Origin of the sequence: Parablastomonas sp. CN1-191 (assembly GCF_049354825.1) — a bacterium.
Taxonomy (GTDB): domain Bacteria; phylum Pseudomonadota; class Alphaproteobacteria; order Sphingomonadales; family Sphingomonadaceae; genus Novosphingobium.
This window is the reverse complement of the sequence record NZ_CP186480.1, coordinates 951265-969427: the sequence shown is the minus strand read 5'-3', so window position 1 is coordinate 969427 and position 18163 is coordinate 951265. Positions and strand designations below refer to the sequence as shown.

Sequence of the window (18163 nt, the reverse complement as noted above, 5' to 3'; positions counted from 1 at the left end):
CGCCCGTCTTACTTGAGACCCGCCGAATCGAGCGGGGTCAGGTCCGAGATCGTCTTGGCATTGGCGGCCAGCTTGTCGGCCGGCATCACGATCATTCCGGCCTTGGCCAGCGCGCCGTCCTTGCCCCACAGCTTGGGCCAGGTCGCAAGGTATTCGGCCATGCCCGGGATCGCGCCGATGTGCGCCTTCTTGACGTAGATGAACAGCGGACGCGCGCCGGGGTAGGTGCCGCCGGCAATGGTGTCGTACGTCGGCGCCACGCCGCCCATCGTCAGGCCCTTTAGCTTGTCGGCGTTGCTCTCGAGGTACGAGTAGCCGAAGATGCCGACCGCCTGCGGATTGGCTTCCAGCTTCTGCACGATCAGGTTGTAGTTGTCCGAGGTGTCGGCATAGGCGCCGTCGCTGCGAAGTTCGCCGCAGACCTTCTCGTAATCTTCCTTCTTGGTGTCCTTCATCGCCTTGGTGGCGGCGTCGGTCTCGCAGCCCTTCTGCAGGATCAATTCCTTCAGGGCGTCGCGGGTGCCGGAAATCGTCGCCGGGCCATAGACCATGATCGGCACCGCCGGCAGCGCCGGGTTGACGTCATGCCAGGTCTTGGCGGTGTTGGGCTTGCCGAACGGGTTGGCAGCGATCGCCTTGTAAACGTCCACCGGGGTCAGCGCCATCGCGGGGCCGGTCGTGCCGTTGGCGAAGGCGATGCCGTCGATGCCGACCTGGACCTCGACCACGTCCTTGACGCCGTTCTTCACGCAGTCATCGAATTCGGATTTCTTGATCCGGCGCGAGGCGTCCTCGATGTCGGGATACTGCGCGCCGACGCCGGCGCAGAACAGCTTCATGCCGCCGCCGGTGCCGTTGCCTTCCACGATCGGGGCCTTGAAGCCCGAATTGTCGGCGGCAAAGCGCTCGGACACGATCTTGGCGAAGGGAAGCACGGTCGACGAGCCGACCGCACGGATCTGGTCGCGCGAGGTGGCCTGCTGGCCGCAGGCGGACAGCAGCGCGGCAGAAGCAAGGGCGGTGGTCAGGGTGAGAGCGAATCGGGTCATGGGTTCCTCCAGCGTCTTGTCCGGGCTGATCGCCGCTTTCGGTGACAGTTTCGTGACACCGTTCGAGCGATGCGGCGACGGCGCGACATCCGTTTGACAGCCGCTGTCATGAAAGAGTCACGCAATTGCCATAGCGGACGCCGGCACCCGGCGACGACGCCTGGCAATGACGAGGGAAGACATGACCCCGTACCGTAGGATTCTGCCGCTTGCTGCGGGCCTGGCACTATCGACGCCGGCGTTTGCCAGCGATTCGCAAACCTGGCAGACCGTTGGCGCCAACGTGGCGATCGCCCCCGCCGTGAAGCTCCAGGCCGAAATGGTGCTGCGCGAAAGTGAGGCCAAGGGCCTTTACGAGATCGAGCAGACCGCGCTGCTGGCGTACAAGACCGGCAACGTCACCGTGGCGGCGGGCTATGTGCACAACCCGCAGTACGACCACGGCGACTTCACCGTGATGGAGCACCGCGCCCGCGAGCAGGTGACCGTCGACAACATCGCCAAAGTCGGCCCGTTCAAGCTGAGCGCGCGGATGCGGCTGGAGCAGCGCTGGCGAGAGGGCGCGGTCGGCACCGGCTGGCGCGCGCGGCCTTACGTCAAGGCAACCGCGCCGCTGGTCGGCAAGCTGGCACTGACGCTCAGCCACGAAAGCTTCGTCAACTTCAACACCACCGGGTTCCAGAAGGTGTCGGGCTATGACCGCATGCGCAACGCGATCGCGGTGTCGGCGCCGCTTGCGAAGGGCGTCACGATGGAAGTCGGCTATCTCAACCAGCACGGATTCGTGCGGAACGGGCCCGATACCAGCAACAACGTGCTGACGACCGGGATCACGTTCTCGTTCTGACGGCTCAGTCCGGCAGGGTGGGCAGGGTGACCGTCACGGTCGTGCCTTCGCCCAGCGTGCTGGCGAAATCGAGCGTCCCGCCGTGGCGCTCGACGATGTGCTTGACGATGGCCAGGCCCAGTCCGGTCCCGCCCGCGGCGCGGCTGCGGCCTGGGTCGGTGCGGTAGAAACGCCGGGTCAGGTGGGGCAAGTGTTCGGGCGCGATGCCGGGACCGCGGTCGGCCACGGTCAGCACCGCGCTGGCCCCGGCGCGCAAGGACACGGTAACCGGCGCCTCGGCATCGCCATACTTGAGTGCGTTTTCCGCCAGGTTGCGCACGACCTGGTCAAGCTGCCGTGCATCGCCGCGCACGAAACAGGGCCCTGCGGGCTGAGTGAATCGTAGCCGCCCAGCACCGAGCGAGGCATTGAGCTCCGCGATCGTGGTGCCGACCAGACCGGCCAGTTCGATCCGGTCGGTCGGACGGTCGTGCTTTTCGGCCTCGACCTGGCTGAGCTCCATCAGGTCTTCGACCAGCGCCAGCATCCGCCGCGCCTCGCGCTGGACGGTGCCGAGAAAGCGTGACGCGGTCGGCCGGTCGATGCCCTCGTCGTCGCTCAGCGTCTCGACATAGCCGATGATGGTCGACAGCGGGGTGCGCAACTCGTGGCTGGCGTTGGCGACGAAATCGGTGTGGGCGCGGCCGATCTGCGCCTCGGTGCTGCGGTCGGACAGCTCGATCGCGGTCTGCCCGCCGGGCAGCGCGCGGCGGGTCAGCTGCCACAGGCTGCGCCCTCCCGTGAAACCCGGTATCTCGACGCTGGCGCCGTCGTCGGCCGCGATCAGCGCGGTGGCGTCAGGGTGGCGCAGGGCCACCCGCGCGTCCTGCCCGATGATGTGCGCGCCTAGCACGCCGCGCGCCGCGGCGTTGGCCGCCAGCACACGATTGTCGCGCAGGATCAGCACCGGTGCGCCCAGCGATTCGATCGCGCCGCCGGTGGCATCGCGGGCTATGCCGACCGGGTCGATGGGCTCGCTCTTCACCGCCGGTTCGGCGCGCGCGATCAGCAATGAGCCGATCCAGATCACGCCCGCGACCAGCGCCGCGATCCACGAAACACCGGCCAGCGCCAGCCCGGTGACGGTCGCCAGCGCCAAGGCGATTCCGGGCCAGGGGAGAGTACGGCGTTGCTCCATGCCCGGCGCCATAGAGGCGCGCGCGCAAAGCGCCAACGGGAAGTGGGAAGAGGGCGGCCGCGCTGCCCGGTGCCTGGTGACCCCTACGGGAATCGAACCCGTGTTTCAGCCGTGAGAGGGCCGCGTCCTAACCGCTAGACGAAGGGGCCGTTAAAGGCACTGTACCGGCGCCGCGATGGTGACCCCTACGGGAATCGAACCCGTGTTTCAGCCGTGAAAGGGCCGCGTCCTAACCGCTAGACGAAGGGGCCATCCGGCTCACGCCGTCGGCAGGGGTGCGCCTCTAAGCGGGGAGGCGGGGGCGGTCAAGTCAGGAGTGCCGGAGCGGGCGCGCTAGTCAGCGAAGGTGGCGTCTTCGACGTGAAGCTCGGCTGCCGGGCGCGAGCCCCAGTCATCTATTTTCGCCCGCCCCGCCAGCCAGATCGTGCGATCACGCGCACCGTGAAGCAGCGCCTGGCCCATGTCGGTGGCGGCGGCGCGAAAGGCGATCGCCTTGAACGACGCGCCGTCGATCCCGCGCACGATCAACCGCACGTGGTCGTTGCCGACCATGTCGGCCTTGACCAGCCGCAGCGGCCCCACCGCAACGCGCGGTCCGGGCCAGCCCATGCCGTAAGGCCCCGCGCTTTCGAGCGTTTCCACCAGGTCCGGCGTCAAGCCGCGCGGCGTGATCGACAAGTCCAGCGTCAGCGATTGCCCGGCCGAAGCGGCTGCAACGTCCGCGCCAAGGCGGGCATCGAGCCAGTCCGCCAACGCATCGACGCGCGCAGCATCGATGGTCAGTCCGCATGCCATCGCGTGCCCGCCGCCGGCCACCAGCAGCCCGACCTCGCGCGCCGCGATGATGGCAGCGCCCAGGTCGACCCCCGCGATCGAACGGCCCGAGCCCTTGCCGACACCGTCGTCGTCCAGCGCGATCACGAGAGCGGGCTTGCCAGTCTTCTCCTTGATCCGGCCGGCGACGATGCCGATCACGCCCGGATGCCAACCCCGTCCGGAGACGACGATCACGGCGCGGTTGTGCTGCGCGGCAAGCTGGCTCTCCGCGGCTTCCTGCACCGCCGCCTCGATCGCGCGGCGCTCTTCGTTGAGCTGCGAAAGCTGCGCGGCGATGGCTTGGGCCTCGTCCGGGTCTTCGGTCGTGAGCAGGCGCACGCCCAGCGTCGCTTCGCCGACACGGCCGCCGGCATTGATGCGCGGGCCGAGCGCGAAGCCAAGATCGCTGCAAGTAGGCGCGCGGCTGAGCCGGCTGGCGTCGATCAGCGCCGCCATTCCCACGTTCTCGCGCCGCGCCATGACCTTGAGACCCTGCGCGACGAACGCGCGGTTGAGGCCGTGGAGCGCGGCAACGTCTGCCACGGTCCCCAGCGCGACCAGATCGAGCAGCGCCAACAGCTCGGGCTCGGGGCGATCGGCGAAAAAGCCGCGCGCGCGCAGCAGCCGTACCGTCGCCACTGCCAGCAGGAATGCGACGCCGACCGCGGCGAGGTGTCCGTGGGCCGCCGCCTCGTCCCCCTCGTCGAGGCGGTTCGGGTTGACCAGCGCGACGGCGCGGGGAAGCTCGGGTGAGCACTTGTGATGGTCGACCACGATGACGTCGACGCCGGCCTCGTGCGCCTGCGCCAGTGCATCGTGCGCCATCGCCCCGCAATCGACGGTCACGACCAGGCTGGACCCTTCGCGGCCGAGCCGGACCAGAGCCTCGCCAGAGGGGCCGTAGCCCTCCAAAAGGCGATCAGGGATATAGTGGCGGGGATCGGCGCCAAGCCCGCGCAGCAGGCGGATCAAGAGCGCCGCGCTGGTGGCACCATCGACGTCGTAATCGCCGTAGATCGTGATGGTCTCGCCGGTCAGAACGGCCTGCGACAAGCGTTCGGCCGCGGTATCCATGTCGCGGAACAACGAAGGGTCGGGCAGGAATGCGCGCAGCGACGGGGTGCGATGGCGGTCGATATCGTCCGTCGCAACCCCGCGCGACAGCAGCAGCTGGGTGACAAGGTCGTCGGCCAGGCCGCCACCGTCATCCAGCGCCATGTTGCCGCCGCGCCAGCGCCAGGTGCGCCCAGTGAGCGAAGGGCCGAGGCCGAGGATCGAGAGCGCGCGAAGGGTCACGCAGCAGCGGATAGCGCAGCCCCGCGCGACGCGGAAGCGCGCGCTGTGGACAGCGGTCGATTGACACCGGCAAGCGGGGCGGCTCGACTGGCGTGATGACGCAGGCTCCGATCGCAATCGTCTGGCATGGCCGCACCGGCGCCGCGCAAGCGCTGGCGGAAGCGGCCGCGCGCGGCGCGGGTGAAGGCGGTGTGCTGATGCGCGCGGACCGGGCGACGGCGGAGCGACTGCTGGCGGCGTCCGCCTACCTGTTCGTCTGTGCCGAGAATCTCGGGACGATGACCGGGGCGATGAAGGAAATGTTCGACGTTGCCTGTTACCCTCTCCTCGGGCGAGTCGAGGGACGCGGGTTCGCGACCATCGTTGCGGCGGGATCGGACGGCCATGGCGCGACGGCGCAGATCGAGCGGATCGTAACGGGCTGGCGCTTGCGGCGGATTTCCGCGGCGGTGATCGTCAACCTGGCTGCGCAGTCCCCTGAAGCGATCTTGGCAGCCAAGACAGTGCCGGCCGCGGCGCTGACGCAGGCTGAGGATCTGGGCCGCGCGCTCGCCGAGGCGGCGAGGCTGGGGATCTGCTAACTTTTGCCTGCAGATTGATCCAGAATGGGGCGACTCCCTACGCGGGGGGTCGACGCGGCATTGCAACAGGTGTCAGTAAATGCTCGGCTTTTGAGCGACGGGGGGCGGACACGCGAAGTGGCGAGCGGGGGCGGTAATCGGGCTATACCGGCGATGGCGCTCGTGTTCCCGGCCGGGCGGCCGGGGCGGGAGGAACTGACACGTCTTGGTGCTGCGGGGCCCTCCGGACTGGACTTCGCCGTCACCGCCGACCTTGCCGACGAAAACGCGTGCGAGGTGGTCGCGCTGGGCCTGGCATTCGATGTCCGCGGTCTCGGCACGGGCGCCGCCGAGGCGAGGCCAGCGGCAGGCGCGCTTGTCGGCTTGGCCGAACTTCCGCCGGGCGACGTGCTGACGATCGAACCAGCGCCCAACGTGATCTCCGATCCGCTGATGGTGCCGGTGCTGCGTGCGCTGGTGGGGATAGCGGCGCGCATTGCCGCGGACGGGGCGGCGGCCTTGCACTGGAGCCCGGCCAGAACGTGGATGGAGCCGGGCTATTTTGCCCGTGCCGCCGATGCCTGGCTGGCCGGCGGCGCCTTTCCCGCGCCTGGGCTGGTGGGTCTTGCGCGGCGCGAATCCACGCTCACGACGATCGGGCTGGCCGCGCTGACCGGCCAGGAACTGACGCTCGATGCCGCGGGGCGCACGCCGGCGCAGACCGCGGCGGTGGCCGTGCGGCTGATCCACCTGCTTTCTGAATCGGGCGCGATCGAGCGGGAGCGCCGCGTCACGCTGCCGGGCGGAGAAGACCTGTTGCTGCGCCCCGTGAGGGGCGGAATGATCGAGGCGGTCCGCCCGTGACGACGCGTCCGGTGCTGCCCTTCCGCGCCGTCAACCGGCCCGGCACTCCCGGTCACGATCCCGGGCTGCAGCGCCACCACCTGCTGCCGCGCCAGTTGCTGTCGCGGCGCGCCTTTGCGCGGTTGTTTCGCGCGCTGGGGCCGCTGCGGCTGGGGTTCGAAGATTTCCGCCGCAACGGCCTGTTGCTTCCAGCCGACGATGCCGCCGCGATCCGGATGGGATTGCCGCTACACCGCGGCCCTCACCGTGACTACAATGCCCTGGTCGAGGCGCGGATGGGCCAGATCGAGGCTGGATGGGCCCGTGCGCGGCTGCGCGATCCGGCTGGCGCCATCGGTCATGCGCTTGGCCGCATGACGCTGCTGCAGCGGGCCCTGCGCGGCCGCTTGCTCGACCGCAAAAGGCGCTTGCTACTAAGCCGCCGCGATCCGTTCGCTGATGCCGATTTCGGGGAACTGGAAGCGATGGCCGCGCTGCTGTGGGACGCGACCGAACCGGACGCCTGATCAGACCAGCGCCAACCGCGCTTTTGCAGCCAGTTCCGCGCGGGCCATGTCGTATTCGGCGGCCAGCCGCTCCACCCGCTCGGCCACGCTTTCAACCTTGCTGACCGCGCCGATGCCCTGGCCCGACCCCCACACGTCTTTCCACGCCTTTGCCTTGCTGTTGCCTCCCGACCCGAAGTTCATCGCACTGGGGTCGCTGACGGGCAGGTCGTCCGGATCGAGCCCTGCCGCCACAATCGAGGAGCGCAGGTAATTGCCGTGCACCCCGGTGAACAGGTTGGTGTAGACGATGTCGTCAGCACCCCCGGCGACGATCGCATCCTTGTAGCTATCGTCGGCATTGGCTTCGGCGGTGGCGATCCACGGGCTGCCGATATAGGCAAAGTCCGCGCCCATGGCCTGCGCCGCGAGGATCGAGCGGCCGCTGGCGATCGAGCCCGACAGCGCGATCAGGCCTTCGAACCATGACCGGATCTCCTGCATCAGGGCGAAGGGAGACAGCGCCCCGGCGTGCCCGCCTGCCCCGGCAGCGACAGGGATCAGCCCATCGGCGCCCTTTTCGATAGCCTTGTGCGCGAAGCGGTTGTTGATCACGTCGTGCAGCACGATGCCGCCCCAGCCGTGCACCGCCTGGTTAAGGTCTTCGCGTGCGCCCAGCGAGGTGATGACCAGCGGCACCTGCCACTTGGCACACACGCCTAGGTCTTCCTCGAGCCGCGCGTTCGACTTGTGGACGATCTGGTTTACCGCGAAGGGCGCGGCGGGCTGTTCCGGATGCGCGCGGTTGTGCGCGGCAAGTTCCTCGGTGATGCGGTGCAGCCACTCGTCCAGCATCCCCGATGGCCGCGCGTTGAGCGCGGGAAAGGAGCCGACGATGCCGGCCTTGCATTGCGCGATCACCAGGTCCGGCCCCGAGACGATGAACAGCGGCGAGCCGATGACGGGAAGACGCAAGTTCGCGAATAGGGGGGGCAGGGGCATGGTCTCTCCGCTCGTGGGCCGCTTGGGCAGGGCCTCGGGTTAGGTGTTCGGCAGCGGCGAGTCGAGGACGCTACGGCATGGCGCCGTGCGGGCCGGGCGCGTTCGCCGCGTTGGCGGCACCAAGCACGGCGCGGACGCTGGCGGTGGCAATATCCTCGTCGATTCCCACGCCCCAGATCGTCGTCCCGTCGGGTCCCGCGCACTCGACGTAAGCGGCGGCGCGCGCGTCGCTGCCTGATCCCATCGCGTGTTCGGAATAGTCGCGCACTTCAAGTTGCAGTCCGAAGGACTCGGCGATGGTCGCGACGACCGAGCTGATCAGCCCGTTGCCGCGGCCCGATACGGTGCGGGTCTGGCCATCGACGCCGATCTTGCCGGCGAAGATGCGTGTGCCGTCGCTGGCGCGCGTTTCCTCGTAATCGACCAGCTGGAAATGCTGCGGGGTGGAGAGGTGGTAAGCGCGCTGGAACACCGCCCAGATGTCGTCGGCATAAAGCTCGCTGCCCTTTGCGTCGGCCAGTTCCTGGACATGGCGCGAAAAGTCGGCCTGCATGCGCTTGGGCAGCTTGAGGCCCTGGTCCTGCTCAAGCACCCATGCGAAGCCGCCTTTGCCTGACTGCGAGTTGACGCGGATCACTGCCTCGTAGCTGCGGCCAAGATCGGCGGGATCGATGGGTAGGTACGGCATTTCCCATGCCTGGTCGTTCTGCGCCGCGCGCGCGGCGAAGCCCTTCTTTATCGCGTCCTGGTGACTGCCCGAGAACGAGGTGTAGACCAGTTCGCCAACGTAAGGATGGCGCGGGTGGATCGGCAGCTGATTGCAGTATTCGACCGTCGCGGCGATCCCGTCGATGTCCGACAAGTCGATCCCCGGGTCGACGCCCTGCGTGTACATGTTGAGCGCGACGGTGACGATATCGCAATTACCCGTCCGTTCGCCATTGCCGAACAGGCAGCCTTCAACGCGGTCGGCGCCCGCCATGAGACCCAATTCGGCCGCCGCGATGCCAGTCCCGCGGTCGTTGTGGGTATGCAGGCTGATGACGGTCGATTCGCGGTTGGGGATCGTTCGGCCGAACAGCTCGATCTGATCGGCATAGACGTTGGGCGTCGCACATTCGACCGTCGCGGGCAGATTGAAGATGATCGGCTTGTCGGGTGTCGGCTGCAGCACGTCCATCACCGCGGCGCAGACCTCGACGCTGAAATCGACCTCTGCGGTAGAGAAGGTTTCGGGGCTGTACTGAAAGTGCCAGTCCGTCTCGGGATATTTCGCAGCCTGGTCGCGCATGACCTTGGCGCCCTCAATCGCGATCGCTTTCACTTCGTCGCGGCTCATGCTGAAGACGATGCGACGCCACGCAGGGCTGACCGCGTTGTAAAGGTGGACGATCGCGCTGGGGGCGCCGGCCAGGCTGGCGAACGTTGTTTCGATCAGGTCGCGCCGCGACTGCGTCAGGACCTGGACCAGCACATCATCGGGTATGCGGCCCGATTGCACGAGCCCCGCGATGAAATCGAAATCGGTCGCGCCGGACGCCGGGAAGCCGACCTCTATCTCCTTGATGCCGATCTTGAGCAGCAGGTCGAAAAAACGCAGCTTTTTTTCCGCGCCCATCGGATCGACCAGCGCCTGGTTGCCATCGCGCAGGTCGGTCGACAGCCAGCGCGGCGCCGCGGTGATCACGCGGCTCGGCCATTGTCGATCGGGCAAGGCGATGGGGGGGAAGGGCCGGTACTTGGCCCCGGGGTTACGCAGCATGGTCATGGCAAAAAATCCGGTCGATCGAGTGGCGTTACGGCTGGCTTCCCCTGGGCGCCTGCGCGCCGCCCGTGCGACACGCCGCGTTCACGCCCAAGGGCGGATAAGTCGTAGCACGAGGCCGATCCGGATCATGGGTTGCCTATCCGAATTGCCGACCCGTTTGTAAAGCCCCCGTTTCAAGCAATTTTATTGCGTAGATCGCTACTATGGCAATCGCTCTCTGCCGCGCGTATGAAATGCGCGGGTCGCCGATCAAGGAGTGTCCCATGAAGCGCTACGTCATCGAACGCGATTTGCCGGGTGTTCACGCGATGAGTTCGCAAGAGTTGCAAGGCGCCGCGCAGGTCAGCAATGCTGCCCTGGCAGAGATTCCAGGGATCGAATGGGAGCATTCCTACGTCGTCGGCGACAAGACCTTCTGCATCTACCGCGCCGAGGACGAGGATCGCATCCGCCAGCACGCTGAGAAATCGGGGTTTCCGGCGAACCGGATCAGCGAGGTGAAGACGATGATCGACCCGTCCACCGCGCAGGGCCACTTGAATTAATCTAGATCGCGGCGATCCCGCCGATCGGGAGCGTAATCGCGTTGGCCTCGCCGTATTGCGCATCACGCGCAGCGCGGGCGAAGCGGACAGGTGCCTCGAACGGATCTTCCGGGGTCAGCATGACCGTGCCCCAATGCGATCCCAGGGCGCGCTTGGCGCCGATGGCGCGCGCGATGGCCACGGCTTCTTCCGGCGTAGCGTGGCTGGCCTGCATGATGGCGCGCGGTTCGTAGGCGCCGATCCCCACCAGCGCGAGGTCGAATGGGCCTGCGCGCGCGCCGATCTCGGCAAAGACGGTGCCGGCGGCACTATCGCCACCGAACCAAACAGCCTTCTGGGCTGAGCGGATGCCGAAACTGGCCCACAATGTCCTGTTTCGGTCAAAGAGTCCGCGACCGGAAAAATGCACGGCGGGCAGGCACGCAACATCGAGTTCCGCGACCAGCTTGTGCTGCCACCAATCCATTTCGACAACGTTGGCAAAGCCGGCCTTGCGCAGCAGCGACGCCAGCCCGAGCGGGCAGGCGACAGGCGTATCCGCCTTGAACCGATAGTGGGCCAGCGCGCCGCTATCGAGGTGGTCGTAGTGGTTGTGACTGAGGACGATCAGGTCGCACCGGGGAAGGTCGCGAGCAGCGAGGGGCGGGGGTACGTAGCGTTTCGGGCCCAGTCCGAATGGGCCCGCCGTCCGGCCCAGGTACGGGTCGGTCAGTACCAGCTTGCCCCCGATCCGCAGCGCGAAGCAGGCGTGGCCAAGCCAGGAGACGTGGTCTGCAGGCAGCGCAGCGAGATCGGGCGGGTTCGCGGCAATGTGACCCGGCGGGATTACGGGCGGCCTGGCACGGCGCATGTCGACAAGCAGGAAGCGAAGGAAATCGCGCCAGGTGGCGGTTTGGCGCGGACTGCCGGGCGGGTTGCGAAAACCGCCGCCGGGCCTGTGGTGGCCGGGTAACGTCATCGGAAAGCCGCCGCCGCGCCGCGATCCGCCTCAGCGGACCGCGGCGCGCGCGGACTTGGCATCAGGCCCCGAAGGTACGCTGCCACCAGCCGCCGCGGCGAGGTTCGTCGCTGTCGTCCTCGGCCGGGCTCGCATCGGCTGCGCTCGCATTGGCCGCGGTAACCGGCTCCTCGCTGACCGGCGTCTCGGCCACGGCGGGGACAGCGTCGGCGGCGACGGCCTTCTTGCGCGTGCGCTTCGGCTTGGCCGGCGCTTCCTCGGCGGCAGGGGCCGCTTCGGCAGCAGGTGCTTCGGCCGCGGTTTCGACTGCCGGATCTGCAACCTTCTTGCGGCTGCGCCTGGGCTTGGGTGCCGCGGCCTCGGGCGCAGGCTCGTTGCTTATGGGGGTGTCTGCCATGGCGGGGATCGCTTCCGCGGCGACCTCGCCATCGTCTGCGCTGACCTGTGCGCTCACATCCGCCTTGCGGCGGCGCGACCGCCGGGGCTTTTCGAGCGCGGGCTCGGCAACCGGCTCGGCTGCGACCACCGGCTCGTTGGCGTCCGAAGGCGCGGTTTCGCCATCACCGTCCAGCGCCTCGGCGCCGTTCTCACCCTCGCCATCACCGCGACCTCGGCCCCCGCGCCGGCGACGACCCCGACGGCGGCGCTTGCGCGGAGCCTCGTCGTCATCCTCCCCGGTAGCGCGGCTCTCATCGGCTTCGCCTTCGTTCTCGTCACCGTCGTCGGTGCTTTCGGTGGGGCGCGGCGTGCTGCCTTCCTCGTCGCGGCGACCACCACGGCGGCGGCGCCCGCCTCGGCCGCGGCGACCACGGCGATCATTGTCGCCGTCATCCTCGCGGACCTCGACCTCTTCTTCGTCGCCGTAGTCCTCGTCCTCGACCACGACCTCGTCATCCTCCTCGACCGCGATCGGCGCGAACTTGGGGGTGTATTCGGGGCGCGGGCCAGACGATCCGACGCGCATCTTGGCGCCTTCGTTCTCACCCTCGGGGATAACTTCGACGCGCACGCCGTAGCGATCCTCGATCTCCGCCAGGTCGCTGCGCTTGGCGTTGAGGAGGTAAACCGCTGCTTCGGTGCTGGCATAGAGCGAGATGATCGAGCCGCGGCCCTTGGCGGCTTCGTCCTCGATCAGGCGCAGCGCCGAAAGGCCCGCGCTTGACGCGGTGCGGACCAGGCCGGTGCCGTCGCAGTGCGGGCACGAGCGAGTGGTCGCCTCGAGCACGCCGGTGCGCAGGCGCTGGCGGCTCATCTCCATCAGGCCGAAGCCCGAGATGCGGCCGACCTGGATGCGGGCGCGATCGTTTTTGAGCGCGTCCTTCATGGCCTTCTCGACCTTGCGGACGTTGGAGCCGTATTCCATGTCGATGAAGTCGATCACGACCAGCCCGGCCATGTCGCGCAGGCGGAGCTGGCGGGCGATCTCGCGCGCGGCTTCGAGGTTGGTGTTGAGTGCCGTCGCTTCGATCCCGTGCTCCTTGGTGGAGCGGCCCGAGTTGATGTCGATCGAAACCAGCGCCTCGGTCGGGTTGATGACGATATAGCCGCCCGACTTAAGCTGGACCTCCGGATCGTACATGGCCGACAGCTGGTCTTCGGCGCCGTAGCGCTGGAACAGCGGCACCGGATCCGAATAGGCGGCGACCTTCTTCACGTGGCTGGGCATCAGCAGCTTCATGAAGTCGCGCGCGGCGCGGTAGCCGCGCTCACCCTCGACGATGACCTCCTCGATGTCCTTGTTGTAGATGTCGCGGATCGCGCGCTTGATGAGGTCGCTGTCCGAATGGATCAGCGCCGGCGCGGAAGAGCCGAGCGTCTTTTCGCGGATCTCGTCCCACAGGCGGGCAAGATAGTCGAAGTCGCGCTTGATCTCCGGCTTGGTGCGCTGGAGGCCGGCGGTGCGCACGATGCAGCCCATCGACTTGGGCAGGTCGAGTTCGGAAATGATCGACTTCAGGCGCTTGCGGTCGGCGGCCGAGCTGATCTTGCGGCTGATGCCGCCGCCGTGGCTCGAATTGGGCATAAGCACGCAGTAGCGTCCGGCCAGGCTGAGATACGTGGTCAGGGCGGCGCCCTTGTTGCCGCGCTCTTCCTTGACGACCTGGACCAGCAGCACCTGGCGGCGCTGGATGACGTCCTGGATCTTGTAGCGGCGGCGCAGCGCCATGCGGCGATCGCGCAGATCGTCGGCCTGCTTGGCCTGCGCCTGCGAACGGCCGCCCTGGCGGCGGCGGCCGCGGCGGCCGCGACGATCGTCGCCGGCCTCGCCTTCGGCTTCTTCTTCGGCAGCATGGTCGAACGCGCCGTCGACGTGGCCGTCCTCGATCGTGGCGACCTCGTCCTTTTCGGACGTGTCGATCTCGATCACGCCGCCGTTGTCGTCCTCGGAAGCGGTTTCGTCATCGTCGCCGTGGCTACCGAAATCGTCGTCGTCGCCGTCCTCGGCGGCGCGCAGCGCGGCTTCCTCCTCGGCATGGCGGGCTTCCTCCTCAAGCAGGGCCTCACGGTCCTCCTTGGGAATCTGGTAATAATCGGGATGAATCTCGCTGAAGGCGAGGAAGCCGTGCCGATTGCCGCCGAAATCGACGAACGCGGCCTGGAGCGAGGGTTCGACCCTCGTCACCTTGGCCAGGTAGATATTGCCCTTAATCTGCTTGTGTTCGGCCGACTCGAAGTCGAACTCTTCAATCCGATTGCCCTTGAGCACCGCCACCCGGGTTTCTTCCGGGTGGCGCGCATCGATCATCATGCGCGTGGTCATTGTAACGAATTCTCCGTGCGCGCCGGGGTCCCGCTGTGGCGGGATGCGTGGCGCGAATATGTGCGAAAAGGCCGCTAGCCCCCTGGCTTGCGGCGGCTTGGTTAGGATGTTTGCTGTTCGTGTCTGCGAGGATGGCAAGGCGCGGCGAAATCGAACGCGCGAAGAGTGCCGACACCGCCGCGTCGCTCCCAGGGGAAGCTGGCGGACGGGGCGGCACGTGACTTGTCATTCCTGCATCAACCTGTCGGTTCGGCGGCACCCGCGAATGGGGGCCGCACGTCCGGGAAACCTTGGCAATTCCGATCCGTGACATGGTGCGCGGGGTCCGGTCTTGCAACCGGGCGCGGTCGGGGTCGGGGCGGGATGCCCGGATGAGGGGTCGTAGCAAAGCCATATCCTTCCGGCAAGTTTGTTGCGCCGGGCGCCCCCGGCGATTGCGCGGTCTTGCCCGGATGGCCTAGGACCCCGGCCCATGGCTCCCGCACGCCGCACCGCCATGCTTGCCGCCGCGCCGTTCGGCGTGGTTCTGGCCGTGCTTCTGGCCGACCGGCTGATCGCGCATCCCGGTTCGGCGGAGCGCGCGGTGACGCTGTCGATGCCCGCCGCGGCGCCGCCGATCGGGCTGCCGCCGATCCTCGGCCCCGACGATCCGGCCCGGCCGCTGGTGCTGATCGATGCCGGTCACGGCGGCCACGATCCCGGCGCGGGGGCGGACATCAAGGAAAAGGACGTCACGCTGGCGCTGGCGCTTTCGCTTCGCGATGCCTTGCTGGCAAGCAAGGCGGTGCGCGTGGCGCTGACCCGAAGCGATGACCGCTATCTGCTGCTACCCGAGCGGCTGGCGCTGGCAGAAACGATGCAACCAGCCGCGTTCGTATCGATCCATGCCGACAGTGCGGCCAGCGCCGACGCCAGCGGGGCGACCGTCTACACCCTGTCGCAGCGCGGCAGCAGCGACGTAGCCGCGCGCTTCGCGGCGCGCGAGAACGCGTCGGACCGGCTTAACGGGGCCACCATCAAGGGCGCCGACGCGGCTGTGGGGGCGATCCTTCTTGACCTTTCCCAGCGCGGGACGCTGGCGCGGTCGCACGACCTGGCACGCCTGATCGTGCGCGAGGCCGACGGCGTGGCCCCGTTCCGCGAAGAGGCCGAGCAGTCCGCGGCCTTCGTCGTGCTGAAGACGTCGGACGTGCCCGCCGTGTTGTTCGAAAGCGGTTACCTGTCGAACCCCGGCGATGCCGCGCGCCTGGCCGATCCGGGCCGGCGCAAGGCGGTGGGGGAGGCGCTGTCGCGTGCGATTCGCTCCTACCTTGCGCGCCAGGCTTTCAAGGGACGCTGACGCGCGCCGGCCGGACCTGCGCCGGCGGCCGAACCGCGGTCGATCGGATAATACGACCAGTCGAAGGCCGTAAGCGCTGGCATTGCCGCAAAAGCGCGTGCTAGAGCGCGCCGACGATGCCGCCGCCCACCGAACCCGTGCACTATCGTATCCGCCGTGAAGCCTCAGGCCTGGCGGCCCGCGTTCGCGATAGCGAAGGTGGGCGCTGGTTCGCGGCGAACTGGCGCGGCCATCGCTGGTTTCGCCTGCTCGGCTACCTGCTGGCGGCGATCCTGGCGCTGCAGGCGCTGATCTGGGTGACCGTCACACGCAACCTTCCCAGCGCCGAGACCCTGCTCAGCTACCAGCCGCCATTGCCGACGATGGTGCGCGGCGTCGATGGGCAGGTGGTCTATTCCTATGCGCGCGAACGGCGCGTGCAGCTGCGCTTCGTCGATTTTCCCAAGCCGGTGATCGACGCTTACCTGTCGGCCGAGGACAAGACGTTCTGGACCCACGGCGGCGTCGATTATGCGGGCTTCGTCGGCGCGGTGGTCGATTACGTCACCAAGTTCGGATCGGGCGAGCGGGCCAAGGGTGGCTCTACCATCACGCAGCAGGTCGCCAAGAACATCCTGATCGGAAACGAATACTCGGTCACGCGTAAGCTCAAGGAAATCATCCTGGCGCGCAAGATCGAAGGCGTGCTGACCAAGCAGCAGATCCTCGAGCTTTACCTCAACGAAATTCCGCTCGGCCGCCAAAGCTTCGGCGTCCAGGCAGCTGCGCGCGCCTATTTCGGCAAGGACGTCGGCGAGCTCAACCTGCAGGAGGCCGCGTTCCTTGCGATCCTGCCCAAGGCACCAGAAGTCTATGGGCGCGCCAAGTCCGCGGCCCGGGCGATCGAACGCCGCAACTGGGTGCTGGGCCAGATGGCCAAGAACGGCTGGGCAGACCCCGCCGCCGTAGCCGCGGCCCAGGCGCAGCCGCTCGGCCTCATCCCGCGCCGGGTCGACAGCTACGATCCCTCGCAAGGCTACTTCATGGAAGAGGTGCGCCGGCAGCTCATCGCCAAGTACGGCGAAAAGGCGGAGGATGGGCCCAACAGCGTCTATGCCGGCGGCCTGTGGGTGCGAACCAGCATCGACCCGCAATTCAACAAGGCCGCCCAGGACGCTCTGCGCGCCGGCTTGCTGCGCTATGCCGCGGGCAAGGGCTGGCGCAGTCCGATCGACCATGCCGACATTGCCGACGGCCGGTGGCAGACCGCGCTGATAACGATGAACCACTCGGTCGATTACCAGGACTGGCGGATCGGCATCGTGGTCGACCGGGATGGTTCGTCCGCGACGGTCGGGTTTTCGGACGGCAGCAAGGGGCCGCTGACCGGGCTGCCCGACGCGCTGAAAAAGGGCGACGTGGTGGCGGTGGCGCCGGCCGGCAACGGCTTCGCAGTGCGCACAGTGCCCGAAATCTCGGGCGGGATGGTGGTCGAGAACCCCCATTCCGGCCGCATCCTGGCGATGCAGGGCGGTTTCGATCCCGGCTTGGGCTCGTTCAACCGGGCGACCCAGGCGCTGCGCCAGCCCGGTTCGACGATCAAGCCGTTCGTCTATGCCACGGCGCTCGATTACGGGATGACCCCGGCGAGCCAGGTGCTCGACGGGACGTTCTGCGTCTACCAGGGCGCGGCGCTTGGGCAGAAGTGCTTCCGCAATTTCGACATGCGCGGATCCGGCGGTACCCACACGATGCGGTGGGGCCTTGAACAGTCGCGCAACCTGATGACGATCCGGGTCGCCAACGACACCGGCATGGACCACGTGGTGAAGACGTTCGAGCGCGTTGGGATCGGCAAGTACGAACCGTATCTCTCCTATGCGCTGGGCGCCGGCGACACCACCGTGCAGCAGCTTACGAATGCTTATGCCGCGCTTGCCAACAACGGCGTGCAGTTCCCCTCGACGCTGATTGACTACGTCCAGGACCGTAACGGCAAGGTCATCTGGCGCGCCGATAATCGCCGCTGCGAACGGTGCAACATGGATCAGTGGGACGGCAAGCCGATGCCGCGCCTGACGAGCCGCGGCAAGCAGGTGCTGGACCCGCGCACTGCGTACCAGGTGGTCCACATGCTCGAAGGCGTGGTAACCCGCGGCACCGCGACCCGGCTGCGCGACCTCAACCTGCCATTGTTCGGCAAGACCGGGACGACGACCGGCCCAACCAACGTGTGGTTCGCCGGCGGCTCCAAAGATTTCGTCGGTGCGGTTTATATCGGTTACGACCAGCCGCGATCGCTGGGCGGCTATGCGCAGGGCGGGACGTATGCGGCGCCGATCATGAAGGATTTGATCCTCGCTACGAAGAGCCGCTGGCCGCGCACGCCGTTCGTCGCGCCGGCCGATATCCGCATGGTCAAGATCGACCGCGTGACCGGCAAGCGCGTCTTCGCCGGCGAGCCGACCGACGATCCCAAGTCGGCGATTATCTGGGAGGCCTTCAAGGCCGATACCGAGCCGCCGCGGGCGACCCGCCAGGACGAATTGCAGGCGCAGCGCGACGCGCTAATCAGCGCGATCCGACGCGCGTCTGCCGCTCAGAACCGCCACAGTGCCCCTGCCACGACGAACGACGACGTGGTCGTGGAAGAACCGCCGCCGCCCGCCGAAGCGCCGCCGCCGCAATAAGCTGGACAGCGATGCGAGGCGGGCGCA

The 18163-nt window shown here is 67.7% G+C and carries 14 protein-coding genes and 2 tRNA genes; 7 read left to right on the top strand and 9 right to left on the bottom strand.

The features are described 5' to 3' along the window. Nucleotides 1–8 precede the first annotated feature (8 nt). Nucleotides 9–1049, bottom strand: a complete 1041-nt coding sequence (locus ACOYW6_RS04855; protein WP_423142680.1) for a substrate-binding domain-containing protein — start codon at nt 1047–1049, stop codon at nt 9–11. A gap of 181 nt (nt 1050–1230) precedes the next feature. Between ACOYW6_RS04855 and ACOYW6_RS04850 the strand changes: the two genes are divergently transcribed. Continuing rightward, complete coding sequence (locus ACOYW6_RS04850) at nt 1231–1896, top strand: DUF2490 domain-containing protein (RefSeq protein ID WP_423142679.1); 666 nt, start codon at nt 1231–1233, stop codon at nt 1894–1896. 4 nt (nt 1897–1900) lie between these two features. Here ACOYW6_RS04850 and ACOYW6_RS04845 read toward each other — a convergent pair whose 3' ends face one another. The 4 genes from ACOYW6_RS04845 to recJ form a co-directional block, all read right to left on the bottom strand. Next, nucleotides 1901–3073, bottom strand: coding sequence for a sensor histidine kinase (locus ACOYW6_RS04845; RefSeq protein WP_423142678.1), 1173 nt, complete (start codon nt 3071–3073; stop codon nt 1901–1903). Between the two features lie 74 nt (nt 3074–3147). Further along, nucleotides 3148–3222, bottom strand: a tRNA-Glu gene (locus tag ACOYW6_RS04840). Nucleotides 3223–3249: 27 nt separating this feature from the next. Beyond that, nucleotides 3250–3324 (bottom strand) — tRNA-Glu (locus tag ACOYW6_RS04835). 82 nt (nt 3325–3406) lie between these two features. Then, nucleotides 3407–5107: a single-stranded-DNA-specific exonuclease RecJ gene (recJ, locus tag ACOYW6_RS04830; protein WP_423143065.1), complete on the bottom strand. Its 1701-nt coding sequence runs from the start codon at nt 5105–5107 to the stop codon at nt 3407–3409. A 173-nt stretch (nt 5108–5280) separates the two neighbouring features. On the opposite strand from recJ, the gene ACOYW6_RS04825 reads away from it, so the two are divergent. The 3 genes from ACOYW6_RS04825 to ACOYW6_RS04815 all read left to right on the top strand — a co-directional run bounded on the left by ACOYW6_RS04825 (nt 5281) and on the right by ACOYW6_RS04815 (nt 7115). Next, nucleotides 5281–5766, top strand: a complete 486-nt coding sequence (locus ACOYW6_RS04825) for an NAD(P)H-dependent oxidoreductase (protein WP_423142677.1) — start codon at nt 5281–5283, stop codon at nt 5764–5766. 153 nt (nt 5767–5919) lie between these two features. Continuing rightward, nucleotides 5920–6609: a hypothetical protein gene (locus tag ACOYW6_RS04820; RefSeq protein WP_423142676.1), complete on the top strand. Its 690-nt coding sequence runs from the start codon at nt 5920–5922 to the stop codon at nt 6607–6609. Beyond that, nucleotides 6606–7115 carry an AHH domain-containing protein gene (locus tag ACOYW6_RS04815; protein ID WP_423142675.1) on the top strand — a complete coding sequence of 170 codons (510 nt, stop codon included), beginning with the start codon at nt 6606–6608 and terminating at the stop codon, nt 7113–7115. Before ACOYW6_RS04820 ends, ACOYW6_RS04815 begins: the two co-directional genes overlap by 4 nt. Here ACOYW6_RS04815 and ACOYW6_RS04810 read toward each other — a convergent pair whose 3' ends face one another. Together ACOYW6_RS04810 and leuA are read right to left on the bottom strand one after the other, a co-directional pair. Then, nucleotides 7116–8096, bottom strand: a complete 981-nt coding sequence (locus ACOYW6_RS04810; RefSeq protein WP_423142674.1) for an NAD(P)H-dependent flavin oxidoreductase — start codon at nt 8094–8096, stop codon at nt 7116–7118. Nucleotides 8097–8166: 70 nt separating this feature from the next. Then, nucleotides 8167–9864 carry a 2-isopropylmalate synthase gene (gene leuA / locus ACOYW6_RS04805; RefSeq protein ID WP_423142673.1) on the bottom strand — a complete coding sequence of 566 codons (1698 nt, stop codon included), beginning with the start codon at nt 9862–9864 and terminating at the stop codon, nt 8167–8169. 263 nt (nt 9865–10127) lie between these two features. Between leuA and ACOYW6_RS04800 the strand changes: the two genes are divergently transcribed. Further along, on the top strand, nt 10128–10409 hold the full coding sequence (locus ACOYW6_RS04800) for a DUF4242 domain-containing protein (protein ID WP_423142672.1): 282 nt from the start codon (nt 10128–10130) through the stop codon (nt 10407–10409). A gap of 1 nt (nt 10410) precedes the next feature. On the opposite strand, the gene ACOYW6_RS04795 is transcribed toward ACOYW6_RS04800, so the two are convergent. Further along, nucleotides 10411–11367, bottom strand: a complete 957-nt coding sequence (locus tag ACOYW6_RS04795; protein ID WP_423142671.1) for an MBL fold metallo-hydrolase — start codon at nt 11365–11367, stop codon at nt 10411–10413. 61 nt (nt 11368–11428) lie between these two features. After that, on the bottom strand, nt 11429–14128 hold the full coding sequence (locus ACOYW6_RS04790; protein WP_423142670.1) for an Rne/Rng family ribonuclease: 2700 nt from the start codon (nt 14126–14128) through the stop codon (nt 11429–11431). Nucleotides 14129–14600: 472 nt separating this feature from the next. On the opposite strand from ACOYW6_RS04790, the gene ACOYW6_RS04785 reads away from it, so the two are divergent. Together ACOYW6_RS04785 and ACOYW6_RS04780 are read left to right on the top strand one after the other, a co-directional pair. Then, nucleotides 14601–15467, top strand: a complete 867-nt coding sequence (locus tag ACOYW6_RS04785) for an N-acetylmuramoyl-L-alanine amidase family protein (RefSeq protein WP_423142669.1) — start codon at nt 14601–14603, stop codon at nt 15465–15467. 116 nt (nt 15468–15583) lie between these two features. Further along, nucleotides 15584–18136 (top strand): penicillin-binding protein 1A, encoded by a 2553-nt coding sequence (locus ACOYW6_RS04780; RefSeq protein ID WP_423142668.1) that lies wholly within the window; start codon nt 15584–15586, stop codon nt 18134–18136. Nucleotides 18137–18163 lie beyond the last annotated feature (27 nt).